Source organism: Pseudomonas sp. RW10S2, from assembly GCF_014268985.1.
Classification (GTDB): Bacteria; Pseudomonadota; Gammaproteobacteria; order Pseudomonadales; family Pseudomonadaceae; genus Aquipseudomonas; species Aquipseudomonas wayambapalatensis.
On sequence record NZ_JABWRO010000021.1, the window covers coordinates 17242 to 33291 of the forward strand.

At 62.6% G+C, this 16050-nt stretch carries 15 protein-coding genes; 4 read left to right on the forward strand and 11 right to left on the reverse strand.

The features are described from left to right. Positions 1-158: 158 nt before the first annotated feature. The 3 genes from HU729_RS07120 to gcl form a co-directional block, all read right to left on the reverse strand. Complete coding sequence (locus tag HU729_RS07120) at positions 159-1052, reverse strand: 2-hydroxy-3-oxopropionate reductase (RefSeq protein WP_186666731.1); 894 nt, start codon at positions 1050-1052, stop codon at positions 159-161. 129 nt (positions 1053-1181) lie between these two features. Then, complete coding sequence (gene hyi, locus HU729_RS07125; protein ID WP_186709326.1) at positions 1182-1964, reverse strand: hydroxypyruvate isomerase; 783 nt, start codon at positions 1962-1964, stop codon at positions 1182-1184. A 54-nt stretch (positions 1965-2018) separates the two neighbouring features. After that, positions 2019-3794, reverse strand: a complete 1776-nt coding sequence (gcl, locus tag HU729_RS07130; RefSeq protein WP_151924134.1) for a glyoxylate carboligase — start codon at positions 3792-3794, stop codon at positions 2019-2021. Positions 3795-4051: 257 nt separating this feature from the next. On the opposite strand from gcl, the gene HU729_RS07135 reads away from it, so the two are divergent. After that, positions 4052-4492: a heme-binding protein gene (locus tag HU729_RS07135; protein WP_186666729.1), complete on the forward strand. Its 441-nt coding sequence runs from the start codon at positions 4052-4054 to the stop codon at positions 4490-4492. Positions 4493-4558: 66 nt separating this feature from the next. Here the strand turns inward: HU729_RS07135 and HU729_RS07140 are convergent, their stop codons facing one another. Then, the gene (locus tag HU729_RS07140) at positions 4559-5170 is read right to left on the reverse strand and encodes a TetR/AcrR family transcriptional regulator (RefSeq protein ID WP_054893651.1); all 612 of its coding nucleotides are present in this window, start codon (positions 5168-5170) and stop codon (positions 4559-4561) included. Positions 5171-5301: 131 nt separating this feature from the next. On the opposite strand from HU729_RS07140, the gene HU729_RS07145 reads away from it, so the two are divergent. After that, positions 5302-6216 carry a DUF808 domain-containing protein gene (locus tag HU729_RS07145; protein WP_186666728.1) on the forward strand — a complete coding sequence of 305 codons (915 nt, stop codon included), beginning with the start codon at positions 5302-5304 and terminating at the stop codon, positions 6214-6216. Positions 6217-6270: 54 nt separating this feature from the next. Here the strand turns inward: HU729_RS07145 and HU729_RS07150 are convergent, their stop codons facing one another. The 7 genes from HU729_RS07150 to puuE all read right to left on the reverse strand — a co-directional run bounded on the left by HU729_RS07150 (position 6271) and on the right by puuE (position 13313). Further along, positions 6271-7053 (reverse strand): outer membrane protein OmpK, encoded by a 783-nt coding sequence (locus HU729_RS07150; RefSeq protein WP_186709328.1) that lies wholly within the window; start codon positions 7051-7053, stop codon positions 6271-6273. A gap of 354 nt (positions 7054-7407) precedes the next feature. Continuing rightward, positions 7408-8193 (reverse strand): outer membrane protein OmpK, encoded by a 786-nt coding sequence (locus tag HU729_RS07155; protein ID WP_186709330.1) that lies wholly within the window; start codon positions 8191-8193, stop codon positions 7408-7410. 137 nt (positions 8194-8330) lie between these two features. Next, complete coding sequence (locus HU729_RS07160) at positions 8331-9686, reverse strand: nucleobase:cation symporter-2 family protein (RefSeq protein ID WP_065861332.1); 1356 nt, start codon at positions 9684-9686, stop codon at positions 8331-8333. Positions 9687-9885: 199 nt separating this feature from the next. After that, the gene (locus tag HU729_RS07165; protein ID WP_186666725.1) at positions 9886-11205 is read right to left on the reverse strand and encodes a urate hydroxylase PuuD; all 1320 of its coding nucleotides are present in this window, start codon (positions 11203-11205) and stop codon (positions 9886-9888) included. 56 nt (positions 11206-11261) lie between these two features. Beyond that, positions 11262-11765, reverse strand: a complete 504-nt coding sequence (locus HU729_RS07170; protein ID WP_133331566.1) for an ureidoglycolate lyase — start codon at positions 11763-11765, stop codon at positions 11262-11264. 106 nt (positions 11766-11871) lie between these two features. Continuing rightward, positions 11872-12387 carry a 2-oxo-4-hydroxy-4-carboxy-5-ureidoimidazoline decarboxylase gene (gene uraD / locus HU729_RS07175; protein WP_186709333.1) on the reverse strand — a complete coding sequence of 172 codons (516 nt, stop codon included), beginning with the start codon at positions 12385-12387 and terminating at the stop codon, positions 11872-11874. Beyond that, positions 12387-13313 (reverse strand): allantoinase PuuE, encoded by a 927-nt coding sequence (gene puuE, locus HU729_RS07180; RefSeq protein ID WP_186666723.1) that lies wholly within the window; start codon positions 13311-13313, stop codon positions 12387-12389. The genes uraD and puuE overlap by 1 nt, the downstream gene beginning before the upstream one ends. 400 nt (positions 13314-13713) lie before the next feature. Here puuE and uraH point away from each other — a divergent pair, with 400 nt between their 5' ends. Next, positions 13714-14067 carry a hydroxyisourate hydrolase gene (gene uraH / locus HU729_RS07185; RefSeq protein WP_186666722.1) on the forward strand — a complete coding sequence of 118 codons (354 nt, stop codon included), beginning with the start codon at positions 13714-13716 and terminating at the stop codon, positions 14065-14067. 249 nt (positions 14068-14316) lie between these two features. Next, positions 14317-16011, forward strand: a complete 1695-nt coding sequence (locus HU729_RS07190; protein WP_186709335.1) for a ShlB/FhaC/HecB family hemolysin secretion/activation protein — start codon at positions 14317-14319, stop codon at positions 16009-16011. Positions 16012-16050 lie beyond the last annotated feature (39 nt).

A 16050-nucleotide genomic window follows, 5' to 3' on the forward strand; every position in this document is an offset into this window, starting at 1 on the left:
AAATCGAAAACGCCCCTGGAACTGCCTCCGTGCAGGCCGAACCAGGGGCGGGTGTTGCTCGGGGTCACCGCTGGGCCTGTGGTCGCAGGTTCAGCGGTGTTGGCTTCTTCGCTCCTAGGAGCGGGCTTGCCCGCGAAGAGGCCGGTATGGCTTACAAATTACTGGTCGTCACGAATCGAGAAGTTGGCCATGTGCTCCAGCCCCTTGATCAGCGCCGAGTGGTCCCAGTTGCTGCCACCCAGTGCTGCACAGGTGTTGAATACCTGCTGCGCATTGGAGGTGTTGGGCAGGTTGATACCCAGCTCCTTGGCGCCCTGCAGCGCCAGGTTGAGGTCTTTCTGGTGCAGGCTGATACGGAAGCCCGGGTCGAAGGTGCCCTTGATCATGCGTTCGGCGTGCACTTCGAGAATCTTCGAGGAGGCGAAACCGCCCATCAGCGCCTCACGCACCTTGGCCGGGTCTGCGCCGTTCTTGGCGGCGAACAGCAGCGCTTCGCTGACGGCCTGGATGTTCAGGGCGACGATGATCTGGTTGGCCACCTTGGCGGTCTGGCCATCGCCATTGCCACCGACGCGCGTGATGTTCTTGCCCATGGCTTCGAACAGCGGCAGGGCGCGCTCGAAGGCTTTCGGGCAGCCGCCGACCATGATGCTCAGGGTTGCGGCCTTGGCGCCGACTTCACCGCCGGACACCGGGGCGTCCAGGTAGGCGGCGCCGGTGGCCTTGATTTTCTCGGCGAAGGCCTTGGTGGCGGTGGGGGAGATCGAGCTCATGTCGATCACCACCTTGTTCGGGCCGACACCTTCACCGACGCCATTCTCACCGAACAGCACGCTCTCGACCTGCGGGGTGTCGGGCACCATCACGATGATGAACTCGGCTTCCTGCGCCACCTCTTTAGGGTTGGCCAGGGCCACGGCGCCTGCGGCGATCAGGTCGGCGGGGGCGGCATCGTGGTGGGTGGAAACGAACAGGCTGTGACCTGCCTTTTGCAGGTTCTGGGCCATGGGCTTGCCCATGATGCCGGTGCCGATGAAACCGATTTTAGCCATGAGAATGTGCCTCTCTTGTTATAGGACGCGCGGATCCTGTGGGAGCGGGCTTGTCCCGCGATGGCGGTGGTGGGCTCACCGCCGCCATCGCGGGACAAGCCCTACTCCCCCAGGGAGCGACTGTGTTCGTTAGATCGCGTTATGGGTTTTCAGCCAGGCGAGCCCGGCCTCGGTGGTGGTCTTGGGCTTGTACTCCGCGCCCACCCAGCCCTGGTAGCCGATGCGGTCCAGGTGCTCGAACAGGAAGCGGTAGTTGATCTCGCCAGTGCCTGGCTCGTGACGACCAGGGTTGTCGGCGAGCTGGATGTGATTGATCTGCTTGAGGTGGGTTTCCATGGTCCGGGCCAGGTCACCTTCCATGATCTGCATGTGATAGATGTCGTACTGCAGGAACAGGTTGGCACTGCCCACCTCGGCCTGGATCTCCAGGGCCTGGGCGGTGGTGTTCAGGTAGAAACCGGGGATGTCGCGAGTGTTGATCATTTCCATGACCAGGCGGATCCCGGCGGCTTCGAGCTTGTCGGCGGCGTACTTGAGATTGTCGACGAAGGTCTTGCGCACATCGGCGCACTGCAGGCCTTGCGGACGGATACCGGCCAGGGCATTGACCTGTTTGTTGCCCAGCACCTTGGCGTATTCGATGGCCTTGTCGACGCCGGCGCGGAACTCTTCGACGCGGTCGGGGTGGCAGGTGATGCCGCGTTCACCTTTGGCCCAGTCGCCTGCAGGCAGATTGAACAGCACCTGGGTGAGGCCGTGGGCATCGAGCTGCTGTTTGATCTCGCTGGCGCTGAAATCGTACGGGAAGAGGTATTCGACACCGCTGAAGCCCGCGTCTGCGGCGGCCTTGAAGCGGGCCAGGAAATCCTGTTCGGTGAACAGCATGGACAGGTTGGCAGCGAAGCGAGGCATGGTTGTCTCCTTGCAGATGAAAGCCCCCGGCAGCCTGCGCGGGGGCGTCGGCAATCAGTCGAGCAGCGAGATGGCGGTCGGCGCGTCGTTGCCGACCAGTGCGAGGTCTTCGAACTCGTTGACCGCGTTGATCTCGGTACCCATGGAAATGTTGGTGACGCGCTCGAGAATCACCTCGACCACCACTGGCACGCGGAACTCTTCGGCCATTTTCTGCGCCTTGAGCAGGGCAGGGGCGATCTCGCCCGGCTCGAACACGCGCAGCGCCTTGCAACCCAGGCCTTCGACCACGGCGACGTGATCCACGCCGTAGCTGCCGGCTTCGCTGGAGTTGATGTTCTCGAACGCCAGTTGTACACAGTAATCCATGTCGAAGCCACGCTGGGCCTGGCGGATCAGGCCGAGGTAGGCGTTGTTCACCAGCACATGGACGTAGGGCAGGTTGAACTGCGCACCGACCGCCAGTTCCTCGATCATGAACTGGAAGTCGTAGTCACCCGACAGCGCGACCACCTTGCGTTTCGGGTCGGCCTTGACCACGCCCAGCGCTGCCGGGATGGTCCAACCCAGCGGGCCCGCCTGGCCACAGTTGATCCAGTGGCGCGGCTTGTACACGTGCAGGAACTGCGCGCCGGCAATCTGCGACAGGCCGATGGTGCTGACGTAGCAGGTGTCCTTGCCGAACACCTGGTTCATCTCTTCGTACACGCGCTGCGGCTTGACCGGCACGTTGTCGAAGTGGGTCTTGCGCTGCAGGCTCGACTTGCGCTCCTGGCAGTCTTCCAGCCAGGCCTTGCGGCACTTGAGCTTGCCGGCGGCTTTCCATTCGCGGGCCACTTCCAGGAAGGCGTCCAGCGCGGCACCGGCGTCGGAGACGATGCCCAGGTCCGGGGTGAACACACGACCGATCTGGGTCGGTTCGATGTCGACGTGCACGAACTTGCGGCCTTCGGTGTAGACATCGACCGAGCCGGTGTGACGGTTGGCCCAGCGGTTGCCGATGCCGAACACCAGGTCGGACTTGAGCAGCGTGGCGTTGCCGTAGCGGTGCGAAGTCTGCAGGCCGACCATGCCGACCATCAGTTCGTGGTCGTCAGGGATGGTGCCCCAGCCCATCAGGGTCGGGATCACTGGCACGCCGGTCAGTTCAGCGAACTCGACCAGCTTGTCGCTGGCGTCGGCGTTGATGATGCCGCCACCTGCGACCAGCAGCGGACGTTCGGCGTCATTGAGCAGGGCCAGGGCTTTCTCGGCCTGGATGCGCGTGGCCGAAGGCTTGTGTACCGGCAGTGGCGCGTAGGCGTCGATGTCGAATTCGATCTCGGCCATCTGTACGTCGAACGGCAGGTCGATCAGTACTGGGCCTGGGCGGCCGGTGCGCATTTCGTAGAAGGCTTTCTGGAAGGCATAGGGCACCTGGCCCGGCTCCAGCACGGTGGTGGCCCACTTGGTCACCGGCTTGACGATGCTGGTGATGTCGACGGCCTGGAAGTCTTCCTTGTGCAGACGGGCGCGGGGGGCCTGGCCGGTGATGCACAGGATCGGGATGGAGTCGGCCGAGGCGCTGTACAGGCCGGTGACCATGTCGGTGCCGGCTGGCCCGGAGGTGCCGATGCACACACCGATGTTGCCCGGGTTGGCGCGGGTGTAGCCCTCGGCCATGTGCGAGGCACCTTCGACGTGGCGAGCGAGGACGTGATCGATGCCGCCGACTTTCTTCAGGGCCGAGTACAGCGGGTTGATGGCAGCCCCGGGAATGCCGAATGCCGTCTCTACGCCTTCACGGCGCATGACCAGAACGGCTGCATCGATTGCTCTCATTTTGCTCATGATTTGTGCCTCATCGATTTTGTAATTGTATACAACCTACTTTGCTCCAAAGTGTATTCACGCTCTGAGCTTCAGGTCAATGTATTTTCATCGGGTAGATTGGCTTTCGCTGGAAACCCCACAGAAAAGGCGCTCTATCTGATTGAGTACGATCGTTCAAAAATATTGTATACAAAAAATCTTTCTGTTGTGTTCTATTTGCTTATCGGTTTTCAACTGCCCCTCAGGGCTTCTCACAACAAGAAGAGGACCTTTCCATGAACGCAATGACGCTCAACGTCGCCAACACCTTGGTCGCCGCTGCCCTTGCCGCCGGGCGCAAGATCGACGCCGCACCGCTGACGGTGGCGGTGCTGGATGCCGGCGGCCATCTGCTGGCCTTGCAACGCGAGGACGGCGCCAGTCTGTTACGTCCGCAGGTGGCCATGGGCAAGGCCTGGGGGGCTGTGGCCCTGGGCAAGGGGTCACGCCTGCTGGCGCTGGATGCGCAGCAGCGACCGGCGTTTTTCGCGGCGTTGAACGGCTTGGGCGAGCGGTCGGTGGTGCCCGCGCCAGGTGGGGTGCTGATCCGGGATCAGGCGGGAAAAGTGCTGGGTGCGGTGGGGGTCAGCGGGGACACGTCGGACATCGACGAGCAGTGCGCAATCACTGCCATCGAGGCGCTGGGGCTTACGGCTGATGCTGGCGTGGCTGTCTGATACAGCGTTGGCCTGCGCTCCCGCCAGGGCCAGTCGGCCACGGGTGGGAGCGGTGTACGCCGACCGTCAGGCCGCCTCGGGCTCACACCCCTTGAGCACCAGGCGGATGATGGTTTCGGCGGCGGCGTCGTAATCGCTGTCGGCGAGCTTTGCCTTGCCGGTCACCACGGCAATCTGCCAATCGAAGTCGGCGTAGGTTTGCGTGGCCGCCCAGATGCTGAACATCAGGTGATGCGGATCGACCGGGGCGATCTGGCCGCGCTCGATCCAGCGCTGGATGCACTCGATGTTGTGTCGTGCCTGCTCGTTGAGCTGCTCGACCTGCCCAGGCGACAGGTGCGGGGCGCCGTGCATGATCTCGCTGGCGAACACCTTGGAGGCATGTGGCAGGTCGCGGGAGATGCGGATCTTCGAGCGGATGTAGCCGCTGAGCACCTCTTTGGGATCGCCGTCGGCGTTGAACGGCGTGGACGCCTGCATGATCGGCGCGATGATGCTCTCGAGCACCTCGCGGTAGAGGTTTTCCTTCGACTTGAAGTAGTAGTAGACGTTCGGCTTGGGCAGCCCGGCCTTGGCAGCGATATCGCTGGTCTTGGTGGCGGCGAAGCCTTTGTCGGCGAATTCCTCGCTGGCCGCGCGCAGGATCAGTTCCTTGTTGCGCTCGCGAATCGTGCTCATGGTGTCTGAATCTTCCTGTGACTGGCCGCCTCTAATAGCGATCGGGCATGGTAGCACCGGCCCGGAGAACGGCTCAAGGCGACGGCATTGGGCTAGAATCGGTCCTTTGCAATCATTGGAAACACAACGACATGGCAGGAAGCAGCTTACTGGTGTTGATCGACGACATCGCCACGGTGCTGGACGATGTTTCGCTGATGACCAAGGTCGCGGCGAAGAAGACCGCAGGTGTGCTGGGCGATGACCTGGCGCTCAACGCCCAACAGGTCACCGGGGTACGGGCCGAACGGGAGATTCCGGTGGTCTGGGCGGTGGCCAAGGGTTCGCTGCTGAACAAGGCGATCCTGGTGCCGGCGGCCCTGCTCATCAGCGCTTTCATCCCCTGGGCGGTCACGCCGCTGCTGATGCTCGGGGGTGCCTACCTGTGCTTCGAGGGCTTCGAGAAGCTGGCGCACAAGTTCCTGCACAGCCAGGAGGAGGATCAGGCGCAGCACATGGCGCGCAAGGAAGCCGTGGCCGATGTGAATGTCGACCTGGTGGCCTTCGAGAAGGACAAGATCAAGGGCGCGGTGCGCACTGACTTCATCCTCTCCGCCGAAATCATCGCCATCACCCTCGGTACAGTGGCCGATGCGCCGCTGAGCCAGCAGATCATCGTGCTATCAGGCATCGCCGTGGTCATGACGCTGGGTGTGTACGGGCTGGTGGCCGGAATCGTCAAGCTCGATGACCTGGGGCTGTGGCTGACTCGCAAGGGCTCGAGCCTGGCGCAAGCGGTCGGTAATGGCATCCTGCGTGCGGCCCCCTACATGATGAAGGGCCTGTCGGTGATCGGCACTGCGGCCATGTTCCTGGTCGGTGGCGGCATTCTCGTGCACGGCATCGCGCCGTTGCACCACGCCATCGAGGCCTTTGCCGACGGCCGTGGCGGGGCACTGACCGGAGCGTTGATCAATGGCGTGCTGGGGGTAGTGGCCGGGGCAGTGGTGCTGGCGGTGGTGAGCGTGGTTGGCAAGTTGTGGCGGGTGGTGCGGCCAGCAGCGTGATCGTCGGTGGGTCTGCTTCGCGGTTTTACCCGCGAAGCAGACCCACCGCTCAGATCAGAAGTGCACCTTGACCAGGAAGCTCATGGTGTTCTGGTCGGTGGTGAAGGCATCGCTGTCCTTGATCCCGTACTTGTCGCTCCAGTAGTCATACTCGATACCGACGTACAGTTGCTTCTCGCCCAGGTGCAAGGCCTTGCCCAGGTCATATTTGACCTGCGGGTTGAAGTGCAGGTTGGCGTGGTACCTTCCACGGCTGTTCTCGTCGTTGTCCACCACCCAGTCCATGAAACCGTCGATCAGCACATCCGATGAGCCCACGGGAATGGTGTAGGACCACACCGGAGTGATCTGCCAGACATGATCACCCGGACGGCTGCCATCGGTGGTGCGGTGGTAGAAGTTCAGCTGGAAATAGTCGAAGCCGGGAATCGCCAGGTCGAAGCCAGGGCCGATCAGGTACGCCTCGGTATCACCCTCGCCGAACTCGTAGGTCATGGCCAGCAGCACATCCTTGACCGGGCCGAACTCCAGCTTCTGGTCGAAGATCTTGCCGAACGACAGGCGTGGGCTGATCTCGCCGTAGTAGGTGTTCGGGCCGTTGTTGGCGTCCTTCTTGCCCTGGTAGAAGATCTTGTCGACGAAGATGAAGTTATCGCCGTACTTCCAGGCATCGGCGTGCTCGAAGGTGACGGTCTGCTGGGTCTCGGGGTTGACCTTGAAGTTCTTGCCCCAGAGGTAGGTCAGGCTGTTGGTCTGCCACTGCAGCAGGTCTTCGGCGAAGCTGGTGCCGCAGGCGAGCAGGCCGCCGGCGAGGATCAGGCTGTTGATGATGCGCATTGCGTGTGTCGCTCCCTTGATTGGATATTGCTGTCAGCGCTCGTGTCGGCGCCTTTCTTGTCTTTCGGGTCAGTTTTTTCGGGTTGGCCACAGCTCTCTGGCAAGTGCTGCGCCAACTTTCCGGGTTGGTCACAACCATCCTGCTCGACGTCGTTCTGAACGGATGAAAAGGGTGTTTCTGGCTGGCAAAACATCTACCAACCGCCCGAATTCATTGACTGAGCGGTCAGTAAACGCGGGCAGGATCCGGCCTGCCCTGAGCGAGGGGGCGCGCAGATTACTGGCTTGCGCGCCGGTCCTCAAGTGCTCCGTCCTGGAGCGCGGTGATACAAAATTGGGCGTTCGGTCAGGTTCTTAGAAATGCACCTTGACCAGCGCACTGGCCACGCTCTGGTTGCTCTGTAGATTGCCGCGGCTGTCGATGCCGTACTTGTCCTTCCAATAGCTGTACTCGAAGCCCACATACAACTGCCTGGCGCCCAGGTTGAGGGCCTTGCCCAGGTCGTACTTGACCTGTGGGTTGAAGTGCAGGTTGGCGTGGTAGGTGCCGCGGCGGGTCTGGTCGTTGTCGGTCACCCAGTCCATGTAGCCGTCGATCAGAAGGTCGGAGCGGCCCAGGGGAATGGTGTACGACCAGCCGGGGGTGAACTGCCAGACGTTGTCGCCGGGGCGACTGCCCTCGGTGTTGCGCAGGTAGATGTTGAGGTAGAAATAGTTGAAGCCGGGGATGTCCAGGTCGAACCCTGGGCCGATCAGGTAGGCCGCGTTCAACCCTTCGCCACGCTCGTAGGTCATGGCCAGCAGCACGTCCTTGACCGGGCCGAAGGCCAGCTTGCGGTCGAGGATCTTGCCGAACGACAGGCGCGGGCTGAATTCACCGTAGTAGGTGTTCACACCTTTGCTGGCGTCGGTCTTGCCGTTGTAGAAGATCTTGTCGATGAACAGGAAGGTGTCACCGTACTTCCACTTGTTGGCGTGCTCGAAGGTGATGGTCTGCTGGATGTCCGGGTTGACTTTGAAATCCTTGCCGTAGAGGTAGGTCAGGCTTTCGCCGTGCCATTGCAGCCAGTCGCCCGCGAAGGCGGGGAGGGTGGCCAGCAGGCTGCTGCCCAGCAGCAGGGACGAGGTGGTGCGCTTCATGTGCGAATTCCCGTGCTCTTGTTGTTGTTCGAGGTGTCTTCGGCGCGCAGGCGCCCCGGACGGCCCGCTCCCGTGGGCCGCCGGTACTGCGTTTCACTGCTTGGATGAGACGGGCGACCAGGGCGCCGCCCGCTGACTCAGTGCGGGTGACAGGCCTCGTTGTGGGCCGCGCGTTCGGCGCCCCCGAGGATGTTGAACAGCACGTTCAGCACCAGGGCGCTGAGCGTGGCCATGGCGATGCCGCTGTGGGTGATGGGCTCCATCCACTGCGGCATCTGCGCAAAGAACTCCGGACGCACCACAGGGATCAGACCGAAGCCCACGCTGACCGCGACCAGCAACTGATTGCGCCGATCACTGATGTCGGCCTCCTGGAGGATCTTGATGCCGGTGGCGGTGACCATGCCGAACATGGCAATGGAGGCGCCGCCCAGTACCGCAGGCGGGATCGAGGCGATCAGGAAGGCCGCCTTGGGCAGCAGGCTGAGCAGGATCAACAGTGCGCCTGCAACCACCGTGACATAGCGGCAGCGCACGCCGGTCATCTGCACCAGGCCGATGTTCTGGGCGAAGGAGGAATGGGTGAAGGTATTGAAGAAACCGGCTACGAACGAGGCGCCGGCATCGCACAGCAGGCCGCGACGCAGCATGCCGGGTGTCACTTCGCGGTCGGTCACCTTGCCCAGGGCCAGGAACATGCCGGTGGACTCGACGAAGATGATCACCACCACCAGGCACATCGACAGGATCGGCGCGAGGCTAAAGGTCGGCATGCCGAAGTGCAGCGGTGTGACCACCTGCAGCCACGGCGCTTCGTTCAGGCCCGACAGGTCGACCATGCCGATGGAACCGGCCAGCACATAACCCAGGCCCATGCCCACCAGCACCGACACGTTGACCCAGAAGCCACGCATGAAGCGATTGATCAGCAGGATCACGGCCAGCACCAGGCCTGCGACCATCAGGTAGATCGGCGAGCCGAAGGTTTCCGCCTGCTGCCCGCCGCCAGCCCAGTTGACCGCGACCGGGAACAGCGACAGACCGATGGAGGTGATCACGGTGCCTGTGACCAATGGCGGGAAGAAGCGCACCACCTTGGACATGAACGGCGCGATCAGCATGCCGAAGAACCCGGCAGCGATGGTCGCGCCGAAGATCCCCTGCAAGCCCACGCCGGGCATGCCGGCCATGGCCACCATGCTGCCGACGGCGGCGAAGCTTGCGCCCATCATCACCGGCATGCGAATGCCCACCGGGCCGATGCCGAACGACTGGATGATGGTGGCGACGCCGGCCACGAGCAGGTCAGCGTTGATCAGGAAAGCGACTTCTTCACGGGACAGCCCGGCGGCCTGGCCGATGATCAGCGGTACGGCGATGGCGCCGCCGTACATCAGCAGGACATGTTGCAGGCCCACCAGGATCAGTTGGAACAGGGGCAGGGGCTGTCGTGGCGGCGCAACGGGGATGTACGCCTTGGGTGACTCGGACATGCAGCACCTCGAGTTTTGTTTTTATTCTCGGATCCAAGCGGGCGGCCTCGGGCGGCAGGCCCTTTGTTCAAAGGGCCTGGGGTTCCCGCCAGAGGTCGAACGCTCGATGCTTGCTTGTTGCGGTGTTTCATTGGAAGCGAGGCCGGCAGCACCGGCCTCTATGCGGGCAAGCCCGCTCCCACAAACAGGAAGTGGGGTGTCAGTTGACCGGGGCACCCTTGGCGATCCAGTCGCCGACCAGCTTGCGTTCCTCGACGGTCATCTGGGTGATGTTGCCCAGCGGCATGATCTGGCTGGCCACGGCCTGCGCCTGGATGCGCGCGGCCTGGGCCTGGATCTGCTGCGGGGTGTCGAACATCACGCCGCCCGGGGCGGTGCTGAACAATGGGCTGGTCGGTTTCGACGAGTGGCACACGGTGCAGCGTTCCTGGATGACGTTGTGGATCTTCTCGAAGTTGCCGGGCGCAGCCTGGGCGGTGGCCTGGGCCGGAGCTTCGGCAGGTGCCTGGGCAGCCTTGGCCGCTTCCTCGGCGCGCAGCTCGGCAGCGGTCTTGCCGCCGACCGCGGTGGCTGGCAACGGCTGGTACTCGATCTTCGCGGCAGCCTGCTCGGGCGAGGTCGGCAGCGGCTTGGGACCGGTCACATAGGCCAGGCAGATCATCGCCAGGGCACCCACGGGCAGGGTCCAGGCGTACTTGTTGCTGTCGTGGCGGGTGTTGAAATAGTGACGGATCAGTACCGCAGCCACTGCGATCCCGGCCAGGATCAGCCAGTTGTACTGGCTGCCGTAGGTGCTCGGGAAGTGGTTGCTGATCATGATGAACAGCACCGGCAGGGTGAAGTAGTTGTTGTGTCGCGAGCGCAGCAGGCCCTTGGCCGGCAGTACCGGATCAGGGGTCTGGTTGTTCTCGATCGCCGCCACCAGCTGGCGCTGGGCCGGCATGATGATGCGGAACACGTTGCCGACCATGATGGTGCCGATGATCGCGCCGGTGTGCAGGTACGCGCCACGACCGCTGAACACCAGGCTGAAGCCCCAGCACGCGGCGATGATCAGCACGAACAGCACGGCGCCAAGCAGGGCAGGGCGCTTGCCCAGCGGTGAGTCGCAGAGGAAGTCGTAGACGAACCAGCCGACGATCAGCGAACCGATGCCGATGGCCACGCCTTCTGCGCCGCTCAGGGTGCTGCCCGGTGCCAGCAGGTACAGGGTTGGATTCCAGTAGAACACCACGCACAGCAAGGCGATCCCGGACATCCAGGTGAAGTAGGCTTCCCATTTGAACCAGTGCAGGTTCTCGGGCATTTTCGGTGGTGCGAGCTTGTATTTCTCCAGGTGGTAGATACCACCGCCATGGATGGCCCAGAGGTCACCTGACAACCCATCGCGCGGGTTGCTTCGATTCAGGTGGTTCTCCAGCCAGACGAAGTAGAACGATGCACCGATCCAGGCCACGCCGGTGATCATGTGAACCCAGCGAATGCTCAGGTTCAGCCATTCGTGAAGGTGTGCTTCCACAGTATGTACCTCTGCCGATCACCGACGGGCCGAGACCCGGGATGACCGACCTTTTCTTATTGGTGGGGATTGAGGATCAACATCTGTTCCTCGGTGAAGTAATGCTCGTCGCAGTTGTTGCCGGAACCACTGCGATCAACCACCAGGAAGTCATCCCGCTTTTCGATCGTCAGCACCGGGTGGTGCCAGACGCCGCGATGGTAATTAACGCCCTGCCTGCCGTTGCTGCGGAAGGCTCGGACCAAACCTGATACAGGTGCATCGCCAACTGGCGCGACCACGATCAGAAAGGGGTTGCCGAGCAGCGGGATGAAAGCCTGGCTGCCCAGCGGATGGCGCTCCAGCATGCGTACGGTCAGCGGCATCTCCAGCGCGTCGGCGCGGAAGATGCTGATGATCGCCTTGTCTTCCGGCTCGGCGGTCTCGACCGTGGCGAGCTTGTGGAAGCGCATGGTCGAGCCGTTGTTGATCATGAAGTGGTCGCTGCCATCGGTTTCGATCACGTCACCGAACGGGGCGAAGGCTTCTTTGGTCAGGGGCTCGATCATCAGGGTACGCATGCGGTTATCTCTTCTGTATTCGTTATCGGTATGTAGGGCGGACCTCGTTCGGGCAGGCCCTGGGTGCGGTCGCGTCACGCACTCGGGCCAGTCCCGGGGTTGGTCCTCAAAGCTGCAGCAGGCGGAACAGGGCGATCAGGTTGATCTGCGCCAGGGCTTCCTTGAACTCGGCATCGATGTCGTTGTGGATGCGCTTTTCGAAGGAGGCCAGGATCTGGTGCCGGTTGCTGCCCTTGACCGCCATGATGAACGGAAACTGGAATTTTGCCTTGTAGGCGTCGTTGAGCTCGGTGAAACGTGCGAACTCTTCGGCAGTGCACTGGTGAATGCCGGCGCCGGCCTGTTCGTTGGTGCTCGATTCGGTCAGTTCGCCCTGCACCGCCGCCTTGCCGGCCAGGTCCGGGTGAGCGTTGATCAGCGCCAGTTGCTCGGCGTGGCTGGCGCTGAGCAGGATGTCGCTCATGCGCTGGTGCAGCACCTCGATCTCGTCCAGCTCGCTCAGGTTGCCCAGTGCGTAGGCTTTTTCGGCGACCCACGGCGAGTGCTCGTAGATGTCGGCGAAGGCCGCGACGAAGGCGTCGCGGTCAAGGGCCGAGGGCTTGAGGGTATTGAAAGCGGTCATCAGGCGTTCTCTTTCTTATACGGATGGGTGGCGTGCCAATGGCGGGCGATATCCACGCGACGGGCGAACCAGACCTGCTCGTGGCTCTTGGCGTATTCGACGAAGCGCTTGAGCGCGGCCAGGCGCGCGGGGCGACCGACCAGGCGGCAGTGCAGGCCGATGGAGAGCATCTTCGGCGCTTCGGCGCCTTCTTCGTAGAGCACGTCGAAGGCGTCCTTGAGGTACTGGAAGAACTGCTCGCCGCAGTTGAAACCCTGTACCTGGGTGAAGCGCATGTCATTGGTGTCCAGGGTGTAGGGGATCACCAGGTGCGGCTTGTCGGTGGGGTTGTTTGCTTCCCAGTAGGGCAGGTCGTCGTCGTAGGTGTCGCTGTCATAGAGGAAGCCACCTTCCTCCATCACCAGGCGCCGGGTGTTCGGGCCGGTGCGGCCGGTGTACCAGCCCAGCGGGCGCTCGCCGGTCAGCTCGGTGAGGATGCGGATGGCTTCGAGCATGTGCTCGCGCTCCTGCGCTTCGTCCATGTACTGGTAGTCGATCCAGCGATAGCCGTGGCTGCAGATCTCATGGCCGGCCTCGACCATGGCGCGGATCACGTCCGGGTGGCGCTGGGCGGCCATGGCCACGGCAAAGATGGTCAGCGGTACGCCAGTGTCCTTGAACAGCTTGAGCAGGCGCCACACCCCGGCGCGGCTGCCGTATTCGTAGAGCGACTCCATGCTCATGTTGCGCACGCCCTGCAGCGGCTGGGCAGCCACCATTTCAGAGAGGAAGGCTTCGGACTCCTTGTCACCGTGCAGGATGTTGCGCTCGCCACCTTCTTCGTAGTTGAGCACGAAAGACAGGGCAATGCGGGCGTTGCCCGGCCATTGCGGGTGAGGTGGGTTGTTGCCGTAACCGATCAGGTCGCGAGGGTAGTCAGCGCTCACTGCAGTCTTCCTTATGTTCGTAGGTGCGGGTGGTGGGCGGACCGCGGCGGGTTGTCGCACGCACCGGATGAGGTGATTGTATACAACTTATTTGTCCATTTGTAAGCCCGTTTTTCCGCATTTCTTCCCACTTGTCGCCTCAAACCCAGGCTGGAAAAGCACTGCAAGAAACCTGCCTGATCGGTCAGATAATATCTCGGCCTGCTGCACAGGCCCTGTATTTGCGACTGATGTCCATGCTCGGAAGGCCTGCCATAAGCGGTGCGCAGGGAAGTTCAAAAAATTGTGTACAATCTGAATCGAAAGTGTCTTAATGAGCCCATTCCGGCATTTCGTCAGCCTCGTGTTGGTGCATGCCGTGTATTTTCTGCCCATGCAAACGACAAGAGGCGACAAGCAAATGGGACGTTTGACCACACACGTACTGGATGCCGCTCACGGCTGCCCGGGCAGCTCGATCAAGGTCGAGCTGTACCGTGTCGAAGGCCAGCAACTGGAGCTGGTGAACAGTGCACTGACCAACAGCGATGGCCGCGTCGATGCGCCTTTGTTGCAGGGCGATGACTACCGTACCGGTGTCTACCAGTTGCAGTTCGGTGCCGGGGACTACTACCGGGCCAAGGGTGTTGCACTGCCTGACCAGGCGTTTCTCGATGTCGTGGTGCTGCGCTTCGGCATCGATGAAGGGCAGGAGCACTACCACGTGCCGCTGCTGATCTCGCCGTACAGTTATTCGACCTATCGCGGGAGCTAGTTGGTCGCTAGAAGAATCTTCGTAGGTCCTTGCCCGCTATCACACTGGCGGGCTTTTTTCATTCTGTAGCAATTGTCCGAAACCCCGCCCGATCCCCCAGTCCCGCATCCCTTCGCTATTCCAGGCACGAAAACGTATCAGCGTTCGTCGCAAAGCACTGAGTGGCGCATTGATGGCGTGGTTCTGCTCTTGTATCCTGCGCACCCTTTCGCAGTGATGCGATCAGTTCTCAAGTGACGGATTACTTGCATGTCCCTCTTCCTCCGTGCGCTGGCAACCGGCTTTGCGCTCCTGCCGCTGCTTGCCAGTGCCGCCCCCTTCCAGTCTCCCGGCGACCGCGACCTGATTCGTGACCGTCAGGAAAACCTTCTGCAAGAGCAGCGCAAGCGCCTTGAGGAACTGCAGCAATTGCCCGGCAAGCAGGCCCCTCAGGCTCCTGTGGCGCCCTCGGAGCAAGGGCGCTGCTTCCAGATCCGCAGCGTCGAGCTGCAAGGTGCGACCCTGCTCAGCGAGCGGCAGCGCCAGGCACTGGTGGAGGGCTATGAAGGCAAGTGCCTGCAGGTCGGCGAGCTCAACGGCCTGCTCAAGCGCATCACCGACCACTACATCGACCGCGGCTACCTGACCACCCGTGCCTACCTGCCGCAGCAGGACCTGGGTTCGGGCATCCTGCAGATCATCATCGTCGAAGGGCGCCTGGAAGGCCTGGACAGCTCGGCGCTCGCCAGCCCACGGGAAATGGCCATGACCTTCCCCGGCCAGGTCTCCGAAGTACTCAACCTGCGCGACATGGAGCAGATGGTCGACCAGCTTGGTCGCTTGCCGTCGCGTCAGGTCGAAGTCGAGCTGGTGCCAGGCCAGGAAGTCGGCGGTAGCCGCGTGCAGCTCAAGGGCCAGCGTGACAAGCCCTGGCGGGTCTCGGCCAGCCGCCACAACAATGGTGATGCCAGCAGCGGCGAGCAACAGATGAACCTGGGCCTGGAGTGGGACAGCCCGTTGGGCCTGGCCGATCAGCTGAGCCTCAGGGGCGGGCGTGATGTGGTCAGCGACCACTGGCGCCATTCCGACAGCCATGGCCTGAACTACAGCCTGCCGTGGGGCTGGTGGACCTTCAACTACAGCTACAACCACAACTACTACCGCACCCGCGACACCTCCAGCGGCTTTCCCTTCAAGCTCGACGGCGACAACAGCGTGCACCAGTTCCAGGCCGAACGGGTGATCCACCGCGACAGCCTGAGCAAGACGGCGGTGAACATCGGCGTGAGCCACCTGCGCGCGCGCAACTACCTTGACGACACCCTGATCGATGTCTCCAGCACCCGCATCACCGAGCGTCAGCTTGGCGTCAACCACGGCCGACGCATCGGCAACGCCTTCGTCAACCTCGATGCCGGCTGGCAGCAGGGCATCGGCGCGCTCGACGCCCAGGGCGCAGGCGACCCCCACGGCAACGAACCGGTGTCGCGCTACAACAAGTACACCCTGACCCTGAGCTACCTGCAGCCGTTCCAGCTGTGGGGCGAACAGTTCAGCTTCGACAGCCTGGCCACCGGCCAGCGCAGCGAGGACGCGCTCTACAGTGCGCAGCGCATCAGTGTCGGCGGGCTGACCTCGGTGCGTGGCTTCAAGGATCAGACTCTCACCGGCGACAGCGGCGGCTACTGGCGCAACCATTTGCGCTGGCGTCGGCCGGTCACCTGGGCAGCCCTGCAGCCCTGGTTGCGCGAATACGGCATGGCGTTCGCCTACGACGCCGGTGTGATCAAAGGCCAGCATGGCAATGGCAAGGACCATGGGCGCCTGAGTGGCAATGCCCTGGAATTCAACGTCCGCGGCCAGTACTTCGCCGCCAGCGCAACCTTTGCCCGTTCGCTGGAGCGGCCCGATGCGGTGACCCGCCGCGAGCACCCGATCTATTTCCGCGTCGACGCCTTCTTCTGAGCGTCGGCCCTACCCATTACCCGTGACATCGCTGCCCCT